The 12458-nt window shown below is 61.8% G+C and carries 9 protein-coding genes; 7 read left to right on the top strand and 2 right to left on the bottom strand.

Features of this window, described 5'->3' with window-relative positions:
• The first annotated feature begins 28 nt into the window (after window positions 1-28).
• From AB4O35_RS17365 to AB4O35_RS17395, 7 genes are all read left to right on the top strand, one after another.
• Window positions 29-679, top strand: coding sequence for a GNAT family N-acetyltransferase (locus tag AB4O35_RS17365; RefSeq protein WP_065873458.1), 651 nt, complete (start codon window positions 29-31; stop codon window positions 677-679).
• A gap of 64 nt (window positions 680-743) precedes the next feature.
• Entirely contained in the window at window positions 744-2471 is a 1728-nt protein-coding gene (locus tag AB4O35_RS17370) for an autotransporter assembly complex protein TamA (protein WP_065881825.1), read from the top strand.
• Window positions 2471-6142 carry a translocation/assembly module TamB domain-containing protein gene (locus AB4O35_RS17375; protein WP_460149146.1) on the top strand — a complete coding sequence of 1224 codons (3672 nt, stop codon included), beginning with the start codon at window positions 2471-2473 and terminating at the stop codon, window positions 6140-6142. The genes AB4O35_RS17370 and AB4O35_RS17375 overlap by 1 nt, the downstream gene beginning before the upstream one ends.
• Window positions 6143-6328: 186 nt before the next feature.
• Window positions 6329-6802 carry a MarR family winged helix-turn-helix transcriptional regulator gene (locus tag AB4O35_RS17380; protein WP_065881829.1) on the top strand — a complete coding sequence of 158 codons (474 nt, stop codon included), beginning with the start codon at window positions 6329-6331 and terminating at the stop codon, window positions 6800-6802.
• Window positions 6799-8250, top strand: coding sequence for an efflux transporter outer membrane subunit (locus AB4O35_RS17385; protein WP_065946332.1), 1452 nt, complete (start codon window positions 6799-6801; stop codon window positions 8248-8250). Before AB4O35_RS17380 ends, AB4O35_RS17385 begins: the two co-directional genes overlap by 4 nt.
• Window positions 8251-8265: 15 nt before the next feature.
• Window positions 8266-9465 carry an HlyD family secretion protein gene (locus AB4O35_RS17390; RefSeq protein WP_065873453.1) on the top strand — a complete coding sequence of 400 codons (1200 nt, stop codon included), beginning with the start codon at window positions 8266-8268 and terminating at the stop codon, window positions 9463-9465.
• On the top strand, window positions 9465-10994 hold the full coding sequence (locus AB4O35_RS17395) for a DHA2 family efflux MFS transporter permease subunit (RefSeq protein WP_065946331.1): 1530 nt from the start codon (window positions 9465-9467) through the stop codon (window positions 10992-10994). Before AB4O35_RS17390 ends, AB4O35_RS17395 begins: the two co-directional genes overlap by 1 nt.
• A 79-nt stretch (window positions 10995-11073) precedes the next feature.
• Here the strand turns inward: AB4O35_RS17395 and lpxH are convergent, their stop codons facing one another.
• Both lpxH and AB4O35_RS17405 read right to left on the bottom strand, forming a co-directional pair.
• The gene (lpxH, locus tag AB4O35_RS17400; protein ID WP_065946330.1) at window positions 11074-11823 is read right to left on the bottom strand and encodes a UDP-2,3-diacylglucosamine diphosphatase; all 750 of its coding nucleotides are present in this window, start codon (window positions 11821-11823) and stop codon (window positions 11074-11076) included.
• A complete protein-coding gene (locus tag AB4O35_RS17405; RefSeq protein WP_065873450.1) occupies window positions 11820-12323 on the bottom strand; it encodes a peptidylprolyl isomerase in 504 nt (167 codons plus the stop codon). The genes lpxH and AB4O35_RS17405 overlap by 4 nt, the downstream gene beginning before the upstream one ends.
• Between the last annotated feature and the right edge of the window lie 135 nt (window positions 12324-12458).

Genomic DNA, 12458 nt, shown 5'->3' on the forward strand with positions numbered 1-12458 from the left:
CTGAGCGGTGCCCAGGGAGATTCACTGTATGCCAGACACTTCGACCGCCATTGGCGAAATCCGCTTGCTCAACAGCGGCTATTCCCGTGAGGCCCGTTCCCTGCTGTACCAGGCCTATCGGCATGAGCCAACATTTGCCTATATCTTTGAAGCGGAACGTTCAGGTTATGAGCAGCGAGTGCGCGCCACCGTGCGCGAACTGGTCAAGCAGCATTTCTTCCAGAAGCTTCCGGCCATCGGCCTGTTCGTCAATGACCGGCTCATCGGCATCGCCCTGATCGCTCCCCCGCAGCGGCGCCTGGGGATTACCGAGAGCTGGGCCTGGCAAATCCGTATGTGGCTGAGCACCGGCGTGCGCGGCACGCGGCGTTACCTCGACTACCACCATGCGGTGCTGGCGTGCCTGCCAAGCGAGTCGGTGCATGTGCTGCCGCTGCTGGGTATTCACCCGCAATTCCAGGGCAAACACTACGGCGAGCAGTTGCTTGAGGCGGTGCACAACTGGTGTGCCGACGACCCGCACTCATCCGGTGTGGTGCTGGACACCGGCAATTCGCGCTACTTGGATTTCTATAAGCGCCAGGGGTATGAAGAGATCGGTGAAGTCGCTGTAGGACCTGTCGTGGAGCACGTGTTTTTTCATCCCAACCCGCAGTCGTCACATGCTGCAACGGCTTGATGCAGAATTTTTCAGAATTTTCCGAGTTCTAAAGTGCTCTCCAGCTCGTGTAGCATCCGCGCCTATGAAGTTTCCAGGAAGATTTACCAGCGGCTTGATTCTGCTGTTCACAAGCTGCGGCGCGTTGGCGCAAAGCGAACTGGACGTGCGGATCAAGCCCTCAAACGATGCGTTGAAAGCCAACATCGAAGGCTACATCGGCGGGGTGGGCGATCGTGATGAAGAGGCCTTGCTGCGGTTCAGCCGTGGCGCCGAGGAGCAGGCGCGAAAAGCAGCCCAGGCCCTGGGCTTCTATCAGCCACAGATCGAAAGTGATGTGAAGGGCGGCAAGAACCCGCGCCTGATCCTCACCATCGACCCCGGCGAGCCGGTGCATTTGCGAGACGTGACCATACGGGTCGACGGCCAAGCCGCAGACCTCAAGGCCTTTCGCGTGCCCGTCAGCGACGACCTCAAATCCGGCGCCGTGCTCAACCACGGCCATTACGAAGATGCCAAGCGGCTGATCCAGAACCAGGCCTCGCGCTACGGTTTCTTCAGCGGGCGTTTTACCAAACAGAAGCTGTCGGTGGACCCGCAGGCGGGCGTCGCCGATATTGAACTCATCTATGACAGCGGCCCGCGCTACACCTTGGGCAAGGTGAGCTTTGCCGGCGACACGCCGTTTGACGAAGAGCTGCTGCAACGCATGGTGCCGTTCAAAAGCGGCACGCCCTACGATTCCGAATTGATCGCCGAACTCAACCAGAACCTGCAAGCCAGCGGCTTTTTCGAAGGCGTGCGCGTGGACGCTGCGCCGGCCGCCTCGACGGATGACATCATCCCGGTGGCTGTGCGCCTGGAGACCCGCAAGCCCCGCACCATGGGGCTGGGCCTTGGTTTTTCCACCGACGTTGGCCCGCGCGGCAAAGCCAACTGGACCCGTCACTGGGTCAACCCCCAGGGCCATAGCTATGGCTGGGAAGCCGAGCTGTCGGCGCCGCGACAGAACGTCGGCCTGTGGTACGACATTCCGCTCGACCCCCCTCTCACCGACAAACTGCGCTTCGCCGGTGGCTATCAGAACGAAGAAATCGCCAACACCGACACCGTGAGTAAATTGCTCACCCTTGGCCCCGAGTGGCATAGCAAGTTGCCCAGCGGCTGGACCCGGGTGATCTCGCTCAAGTATCAGCGTGAAGAATATCGCCTGGGCAACGACTCCGGCTTGAGTAACCTGGTGATGCCGGGGATCAGCTACTCCTACCTGCGCAGCGACAACCGCATTGACCCGCACCACGGCTACCGCCTGCAATTCGACACCAAGGTCGCCAAAGAGGGCTTGGGCTCCGACACCAACCTGCTTTACGGCACGGCCATGGTCAAGGGCCTGACCACCTTGTGGGACAACCACCGCTTTCTGGCCCGCGCCCAGGTCGGCGGCAGTGCCACCAACGGTTACAAATCGGTGCCGCCGTCGTTGCGCTTTTTTGCCGGTGGTGACCAGAGCGTGCGCGGTTATGAGTACCAGACGCTGTCGCCCGAGAACGACCGCGGCGACCGCATCGGTGGCCGCTACATGGTTGCCCTCAGCGCCGAGTATCAATATTCCATCGCCGAGAAATGGCGGATCGCGACGTTTATCGACCAGGGCAACTCGTTCAATTCCCTGGACCTGCCCAGCCTGAAAACCGGCGTCGGCGTCGGTATCCGCTGGGTCTCGCCGGTCGGCCCGATCCGCCTTGACCTGGCCCACGCCCTCGAAGATCCGGGCGGCGTTCGATTGCACTTTTCCATGGGGCCTGAGCTGTGATGCGTGGTGTGAAAAGAGCGGGGCTGGCCGTGGTTGCCATCCTCGCCGTGCTGTTATTGGCGCTGTGGGCGTTACTCGGCACCCAGGCCGGCAGCCGCTGGGCGTTGGCCCGCGTACCGGGTTTGAGCGTAGAGAATTTCCAGGGGCATTTGGGCGGCCAGTGGAGCGCCGACCATCTGCTGTGGCAGCAAGACAGCAGCCGCGTCGAACTCCAGGCACCGACCGTGGATTGGTCGCCCGCCTGCCTGTTGCGCATGACGGTGTGCATCAATCGGTTGGACGTGGACCAGGTCAGCCTGCAATTTCCGCCGGGCACTGAGGAAAGCAGCGGTCCGATCCAGTTACCCGACCTGAAACTGCCGGTAGCGATCCAGTTGGGCGACGTTCGCGTCGGTCGCCTGCTGTTCAACGGCAGCGAAGAACTCAAGGGCCTGCAATTGGCGGCGCATTGGACGGCTGCCGGCCTGCAGATCGACTCTGTGCACCTGCAACGCGATGATCTGGTACTGGACCTGGCCGGTTTGCTGCAACCCACCGGCGATTGGCCGCTGACCGCGACTGGGAATGTAAGCCTGCCGTATGCGCCAGGTGGTGCACCTTGGGCGGTGGCGTTGAAGATTGATGGGGATTTGTTAAAGACGCTCAAGCTTGATGCAGACAGCAGCGGCTATCTGCCAGCCAAGCTCACGGGCGAACTGCAACCCTTGGCAGAAAACCTCCCGGCCCAATTGCACATCACCGCCGACGGTTTCAAGCCCAGCGCCGATCTACCGGACACCTTGCAACTCAACAAACTCGATCTCACCGCTAAAGGTGACTTGCAGCGCGGCTACCAATTGTTGGGCAAGGCCGTGCTCCCTGCGGAAAAAGGCCCGGTGGATGTGCTGCTGCAAGGCCGGGTTGACGCCAAGGGCGCGCAGATCGCCGGCCTGGACCTGAATGCCGGAGACAAGCAAAGCCTCAAGCTGACGGCCCAACTGGATTGGCAACAAGGCTTCAGCGCCGACGCCAGGATCGACTGGCTGGACTTCCCTTGGCATCGTCTCTATCCGGTTATCGACGAGCCGCAAGTCGCACTGCGTACCTTTAACGGTGAGGTCTCCTACAAAGACGGTAACTACCTGGGCAACCTCAAGGCCGACCTCGACGGCCCGGCGGGCAAGTTCAATGTGGTCACGCCGTTCAGTGGCGACCTCAAGCAAGTCTTCCTGCCCGAGCTGAAACTCACCGCCGGCCAAGGCAAGGCCGAAGGCCACTTGAACCTGCAATTCGCTGACGGCATCGCCTGGGACACCGCGCTCGACCTGTCGGCCCTGAACCCGGCGTACTGGGTTGCTGAACTGCCCGGCACCCTGGCCGGCCCCCTGCGCAGCAAGGGCGAGTTCAAGAACGAGCAGCTCAAGCTGAATGCCGACCTCGACCTCAAGGGTCGCCTGCGCGGGCAAACTGCCGTGCTGGCGGCCAAGGCCGAAGGCGCGGGCGAGCAGTGGACCCTGGCCAACCTGGATATCCGCCTGGGCGACAACCGCATCAACGGCAGCGGCAGCCTGCAACAACGCCTGGCTGGGCAGATCGATATCAAGCTGGCGCGCCTGGCCCAGCTGTGGCCGCAGTTGCGCGGGCAGGTTAATGGCCGACTCGACGTGGCCGGCAGCCTCAAGGCCCCCCAAGGCAAGCTCGGCCTCAAAGGCCAGCAATTGGCGTTCGCCGACAATCGCCTGCAAAGTCTTACCCTCGACGCCAGCCTCGATAACGCCCAGCGCGCCAGGATCGACCTCAAGGGCAGCGGCATTCAAAGCGGTGACACTCAGGTCGGCACCCTGACGGCCAGCGCCCAGGGCGATATCAAGAACCAGAAGGTCCAACTGGACCTGGCCGGCCCCTTGGTCAAGCTGGCCCTGGCGTTGGATGGCAACCTCGACAAAGGCAATTGGCGCGGGCGCCTCGCCAGTGGTGATGTGCAAGCGGGCGGCCAGGACTGGAAGCTGCAAGCACCAGCGAAGATCGAACGCATGGCCGATGGCAAGCTGACGTTTGCCGCACACTGCTGGGTCTCCGGCCCTGCCAGCCTGTGCGGCGAAGACCAGCGGCTGATGCCCGAGCCAAAGTTGCGCTACCACCTCAAGCAATTTCCCATCGACAGCCTGGCGGCGTTTTTGCCCAAGGATTTCGCCTGGAAGGGCAAGCTCAACGCCGACCTGCAGCTCGATCTGCCGGACAGCGGCCCCAAAGGCGTGGTTTCGGTTGACGCCAGCGGTGGCACCTTGCGCGTCAAGGACAAGGACCAGTGGCTGGATTTCCCCTATGACACGCTGAAGCTGGAAACCACGCTCAACCCCAAGCGTATCGACACCCAGCTGGACTTCCGTGGCGGCAAGCTCGGCGAGCTGATGGTGCAAGCGCAGATCAACCCGTTGCCGAAGAACAAACCGATCACGGGCACGTTCACCCTTGCCGGCCTGGACCTCGCGGTGGCGCGGCCGTTTGTGCCGATGGTGGAAACCCTCAGCGGCAAGCTCAATGGCAACGGGCGCATCTCCGGTGGCTTGTTGGCACCTCTGGTCAACGGCAGCGTGAACCTGGTGGGCGGTGAGATTTCCGGTCCGGAACTGCCCATTAGTCTGGAAGGCCTGAACGTGCAGGCGCTGATCGCCGGTGAAAGCGTGCAGCTCAACGGCGGCTGGCGCAGCGGCAAAGCCGGGCAGGGCAGCCTCAAAGGGCAGATCGACTGGGGCCAGGCCCTGGTGGTGGACCTCAGCCTGCAAGGCTCGCAGTTACCGGTCACGGTTGAACCTTATGCCGTGCTGGAAGTGGCGCCCGACCTGAAAATCACCCTCAAGAATGACAAGCTCGCCGTCGCCGGCAACGTGCACATCCCGCGAGGCGATATCATCGTGCGCGAGTTGCCACCGTCCACCGTGAAGGTCTCGGATGACACCGTGATCGTGGGCAGCCAGACCGAAGAGGGCAAGCCGCCGATGGCGATGGCCATGGACATCAACGTGGTGGTGGGTGAAGACAAGCTCAACTTCTCGGGCTTTGGCCTCACCGCCAAGGTGCAGGGCCAGGTGCACATCGGCGACAACCTCGACACCCGTGGCGAGCTGTGGCTCAACGATGGCCGCTACCGCGCCTACGGGCAGCGGCTCGATGTGCGGCGTGCACGGCTGCTGTTCGCCGGTCCGTTGGACCAGCCGTATCTCGATGTCGAAGCGATCCGCAAGACCGACGATGTCATCGCCGGTATCCGCCTGAGCGGCAGCGCCGAGCAGCCCACCACGCAAATCTTCTCCGAACCGGCCATGAGCCAGGAACAGGCGCTGTCCTACCTGGTGCTGGGCCGTCCGCTGAGCTCCACCGGTGAAGACAACAACATGCTTGCCCAGGCGGCGTTGGGCCTGGGGTTGATGGGCAGCGCCGGGGTGACCTCGGACCTTGCCACCAAGTTGGGCATCCAGGATTTCGACCTGGATACCCAGGGCAGCGGCAACAACACCGCCGTGGTCGCCAGCGGCAAAATCACCGAAAAGCTCAGCCTGCGTTACGGGGTAGGGGTGTTCGAACCGGCCAGTACCATCGCCTTGCGCTATTTGTTGAGCAAGAAGGTGTACCTGGAGGTGGCGAGTGGTGTGGCCAGTTCGTTGGATATCTTCTACAAACGCGATTTCTAAAACCCGGCACTGTTCAAAACGGTGGGAGCTGGCTTATGTGTGCGCTGGCTCCCACATTGTGTCTGCCTTCCAAACCACTCGTCGCGTAATTACAAAGCAAGCTAACTATTCCATTTGACATTCGCTGCCTAAGCAGTAATATCTCGTCACACATTCACTGCCTAGGCAGTAATAAGGTGACTTCCGATGAAACACTTCACCCCGGATAACTTCCACAACTGCCACCTCGGGCTTTTGCTTGGGCGTGCCGCAATCCTCAAAGACCGCATCATCGACACCCACATGGAACCCCACGGCATCACCGCCGCGCAGTTCAAGGTGTTGATCATCATGGCTCAGTTTGGCGTCGACACCCCGGCTGAGCTGTGCCGCCACCTGTCTCTGGACAGCGGTTCAATGACGCGCATGCTCGACCGCCTGGAGCATAAGGGGCTCCTGGGCCGCAAGCGTTCAGAGCTGGATCGACGCCAAGTGCAGCTGGTGCTCACCCCGGACGGCCAGCGCCTGGCAGACATGCTGCCGTTCATCGGCGCCGATGCGTTGAACCAGTTGGCCGGCGCACTGGAGCCGGGTGAGTTGGAAACCCTGGAAAAGATCCTCAAGAAAATTCTGATAGCTGCAGGTGATCCGATCACTATCCAGCGGGTAGGTAACCAATGAACACACGCGCCCTTTGCCTGGTGCTGGTGGCCATGAGCATGGCCGGTTGCGCCAATTACAGCGGCCTCGACACCCAGGGCAAGCGCCTTGACGCCAATACCCTGCAAACCGGCAAGTCCTTGAGTGGCGTGGCCTTGTCGAGTGCCGCCTGGCCCAGCGCCGACTGGTGGAAAAGCCTTGGCGACCCGCAGCTCGACGGCCTGATCCAGGAAGCCCTGCAAAACAGCCCCGACATGCAAGTCGCCAGCGCCCGTGCCCATCAGGCCGAAGCCGCCGCCTACGCCGCCAATGCCGAGCGCATGCCGACCCTGGATGCCAGCGCCGGTGTGAGCCGCTCGCGCCTGGCCAAAGACCAGGACCCTCGCGGCGAAGGCGATGCCTATTCGACCGTGCGCAACATCGGTGCCAGCTTCAACTACAACTTCGACCTCTGGGGCGGCCAGCGCGCTGCCTGGGAAGCCGCGCTGGGCGAGGCACGCGCCGCCCAGGTTGATCAACAGGCCGCGCGCCTGACCCTGGCCGCCAACGTCGCCAAGGCCTACAGCGACTTGGGCCAGGCGCATATCGTGCGTGACCTGGCCAATGACGACCTCAAACGCACCCGGCAGATGCTTGACCTGAGCAAACGCCGCCTGGACTCGGGCATTGACAGCCAGTACCAGTACCAACAAACCGAAAGCCTGGAAGCCAGCTCCCAGTCGCAACTGATCGATGCGGAAAAACAACTGCAGAGCGCAAAAATCGCCCTGGGGGTGTTGCTCGGCAAAGGCCCGGACCGTGGCAACGAGCTGGCCCGTCCCAACGTGCTGAAGCCCAGCGCAGTCGCCGTGCCTTCAGTGCTGCCGGCTGAACTGCTGGGCCGTCGCCCGGACCTGATCGCCGCGCGCTGGCGTGTCGAGGCGGCGGGCAAGAATATCGACGCGAGCAAAACCCGCTTCTACCCCAACCTCAACCTGAGCGCGAGCGCCGGGGCCGAGTCGTTGCTGGGGGACGCGATGTTTGGTTCGGCCAGCCGCTTCTTCAATATCGCGCCGACGATCTCGCTGCCGATCTTCGACGGCGGCCGCCTGCGCGCCGACCTGGATGCCCGCGACGCCGACTACGACCTGGCCGTGGCCCAGTACAACAAAACCCTGGTGCAAGCCCTCGGTGATATCGGCAACACCCTTTCGCAACTGCGCGACACCGGCCGGCAGATCCAGGCCCAGCAACACGCCGCGGACATTGCCCAGCAGTCCTACGACACCGGCGTTCAACGCTACAGCTCCGGCATCGGTAACTACCTGGATGTGCTCAGCATCGAGCAGCAGTTGCTGCAGGCCCAGCGTCAGTTGGCGAGCCTGAATGCTGCGCAGATCGATCTGTCGATTCAATTGATGCAGGCCCTGGGTGGCGGATACGAGGCCAACAATGTGGCCGCGACCACCCCAGCCACCCGCTCGGAATAATTTGAGGTATTTGTCATGGCCACTGCCGACAGCAACACCGCAACTGAACAAACCAAGGACAACAACCCACGCAAACGCAAAGTGATGCTGATCGGCCTGGCACTGATCGTCATCCTCGGTATCGTCGGCGTGTGGGGCTGGTATGAGCTCTACGGCCGCTTCAACGAAAGCACCGACGACGCCTATGTGAACGGCAACGTGGTGGAAATCACCCCGCTGGTGACCGGTACCGTGGTGAGCATCGGCGCCGACGATGGCGATTTGGTCCATGAAGGCCAGGTGCTGATCAACTTCGACCCGAACGACGCGGCCGTCGGCCTGCAAAGCGCCCAGGCCAACCTGGCCCGCACGGTGCGTCAGGTGCGTGGTTTGTACAGCAACGTCGACGGCATGAAGGCCCAGGTCAATGCGCAGAAAGCCGATGTGCAAACGGCCCAGGACAACTTCAACCGCCGTAAAACCCTGGCCCAGGGCGGGGCGATTTCCCAGGAAGAACTGTCCCACGCCCGTGACAGCCTGACGGCGGCGAAAAACGCCCTGACCAACCTTGAGCAGCAACTCAAGACCAGCAACGCGCTGGTGGATGACACCGTGATCTCGTCCCACCCGGACGTGCAGGCCGCCGCCGCGCAATTGCGCCAGGCGTACTTGACCAATGCACGCAGCACCCTGATTGCCCCGGTCACCGGCTACGTGGCCAAGCGCACCGTGCAACTGGGCCAGCGCGTACAACCCGGCACGGCGTTGATGGCGGTGATCCCACTCAACCAGCTGTGGATCGACGCCAACTTCAAGGAAACCCAACTGCGCGATATGCGCATTGGCCAGCCGGTGGACATCGAGTCGGACATTTACGGCAGTGACGTAAAGTACAGTGGTACCGTGGACAGCCTTGGCGCCGGTACCGGCAGCGCATTTGCCCTGCTGCCGGCGCAGAACGCCACCGGTAACTGGATCAAGATCGTGCAACGGGTGCCGGTGCGCATCCACATCAACGCCGACGAGTTGGCCAAACACCCGCTGCGCGTGGGCTTGAGCACCGTGGTCAATGTGGACCTGCACGACCAGAGCGGCCCGGTCCTGGCGCAACAGGCGCCGCAAAAGGCGTCGTTCACCACCAATGTGTATGACCGCCAATTGGCCGAGGCGGACGCCATGATCAACCAGTTGATCCATGACAACAGCACCGCCGCGCCCAAGGCTGCGCAACGCTGATGAGCAATAACGCCTCCTTCACGCCACCCAGCCTGTTGATGGCCACTATTGGCCTGTCGCTGGCGACCTTTATGCAGGTGCTCGACACCACCATCGCCAACGTGGCGCTGCCGACTATTTCCGGCAACCTCGGCGTGAGTTCGGAGCAGGGCACCTGGGTCATCACCTCGTTTGCGGTGAGCAACGCCATCGCGTTGCCACTCACCGGTTGGCTGAGCCGCCGGTTTGGCGAGGTGAAGCTGTTTTTGTGGGCGACGATGCTGTTTGTGCTGGCGTCGTTCCTCTGTGGTATTTCCACCTCGATGCCCGAGCTGATCGCCTTTCGGGTCGTGCAAGGCCTGGTGGCCGGGCCGCTGTACCCGATGACGCAGACGCTACTGATCGCGGTCTACCCACCGGCGAGGCGCGGCATGGCCCTGGCGTTATTGGCGATGGTCACGGTGGTGGCGCCGATTGCCGGTCCCATCCTCGGCGGCTGGATCACCGACAGCTACAGCTGGCCGTGGATCTTCTTTATCAACGTGCCCATCGGCATCTTTGCGGTGATGGTGGTGCGTTCGCAACTGAAGAAACGCCCGGTGGAGACCAGCTACCAACCCATGGACTACGTGGGGCTGCTGAGCCTGATCGTGGGGGTTGGCGCCTTGCAGATCATCCTCGACAAGGGCAATGACCTGGATTGGTTTGAATCCAACTTCATCATCATTGGTGCCGCGATTTCGGTGATTGCCCTGGCGGTGTTCATCATCTGGGAGATGACCGACAAGCACCCGGTGGTGAATCTGCGGCTGTTCGCCTACCGCAACTTCCGCATCGGCACCATCGTGTTGATCCTGGGTTACGCAGGCTTCTTCGGCATCAACCTGATCCTGCCGCAATGGTTGCAGACCCAGATGGGCTACACGGCCACGTGGGCGGGCCTGGCGGTGGCGCCGATCGGCATCCTGCCGGTGCTGATGTCGCCGTTTGTCGGCAAATACGCGCACAAGTTCGACCTGCGCCTGCTGGCAGGCCTGGCGTTCCTGGCGATTGGCTTGAGCTGCTTTATGCGTGCGGGTTTCACCAATGAGGTGGACTTCACGCACATCGCGATGGTGCAGCTGTTCATGGGCATCGGCGTGGCGCTGTTCTTCATGCCGACCTTGAGCATCCTGATGTCCGACCTGCCGCCCAACCAGATTGCCGACGGTGCGGGCCTGGCGACGTTCCTGCGGACCCTGGGCGGCAGCTTTGCGGCCTCGCTGACCACCTGGATCTGGATTCGCCGGGCGGACCAGCACCATGCGTACATGAGCGAAAACATGACCACCTACGACTCGGCGACCCGCGATGCGTTGCAGGCGCTGGGTGGGGCAGGTCACAAGGCGTATGCGCAACTGGACCAGATCCTCACCAGCCAGGCGTACATGATGTCCACCGTGGATTACTTCACGTTGCTGGGGTGGATGTTCATGGGGTTGATGTTGCTGGTGTGGTTGGCCAAGCCGCCGTTTGGCGCCAAGGCTGGGTCGGAAGCCTCAGGCCACTAGTTCGGCGTTTTGTAGTGAGCGGGCTTGCCCGCGCGAGGCAAGCTCGCTCACTACAAAAAGCCAGCCAGGTGCAGTCGGTTCAGGCGCCGGGCAACGCCAATTGCGGGTTCACAAAATCAAACGCCGTCAATTGAAACCCGTGCTCATCCACCTGCAACGCCCACCCTTGCTTATCCCAATCCCCCAGCACAATACGCTTGGCCGCCTGTTCACCAATCTGCAACTTGTGAATGGCGGGGCGGTGAGTATGGCCGTGGACCAGGGTGCGCACGCCAAATTGCTGCATCACCCGCGGCACTTCTTCGGGCGTCACATCCACAATATCGTTGGCCTTCATGCGCGTCTGCGCACGGCTTTCACTGCGCAGCTTGCGCGCCAGCTTGTGCCGGGTGCGCAACGGCAGGTGGCGCAGGATAAACAGCACAATCGGGTTACGCAGGATGCGCCGCAGCTTCATATAGCCGACGTCGCGGGTGCACAGGCTGTCGCCGTGCATCAACAGCACAGGTTCGCCATGGAGCTGCACGACACTCGGGTCCTTGAGCAAGGTGGTACCGGCTGCTGTGCAGAACGCCTTGCCGATCAGGAAGTCGCGATTGCCATGCATGATAAAAATCGGGGTGCCGCTGTCGCTTAGCTCGCGCAGGGCTGCGCAAATCGAGCGCTGGAACGGTGTCATCCCATCGTCGCCAATCCAGGCTTCAAAGAAGTCCCCCAGAATGTACAACGCCTGGGCGCCACGGGCGCGGCCATGGAGCAGATCCAGAAACGCCCGGGTGATGTCCGGGCGCTCCTCTTCCAGATGCAAGTCTGAAATCAGCAATATCACCCAACGATCTCGGCTTTCTCGACGATAACGTCTTCTACCGGCACGTCCTGGTGACCTGCTTTGCTGGTGGTCTGCACGCCTTTGATCTTGTCAACGACGTCCTGGCCTTCGGTCACTTTGCCGAATACCGCGTAGCCCCAGCCCTGCACGTTCTTGCCGCTGTGGTTCAGGAACGCGTTGTCGGCCACGTTGATGAAGAACTGCGCGGAGGCCGAATGCGGCTCCATGGTGCGGGCCATGGCGACGGTGTACTTGTCGTTGGAAAGGCCGTTGTCCGCTTCGTTCTGGATGCTTGGGCGCTTGTCTTTCTTTTCTTTCATGCCAGGTTCGAAACCGCCGCCCTGGACCATGAAGTTGCCGATGACACGGTGGAAAACGGTGTTTTCGTAGTGGCCGGCTTTAACGTACTCGATGAAGTTGGCGACCGTGATCGGGGCTTTCTCGGCGTTCAGCTCGATGACGATGTCACCGTGGTTGGTGGTCAGTTTGACTTGAGTCATGTTCACTACTCTTTTCAGGGAATTCGTGGGTTTGGGTGCCTGGGCACCACGACCGGTATGGCGAAATTGCGGCCAAGACGCGCAGTTTAGCGTGCCTTGCAGGAATTTCGAGGTGGTTTTTTACCGCCTATGCAA

Source organism: Pseudomonas sp. H1_A03, from assembly GCF_054685145.1.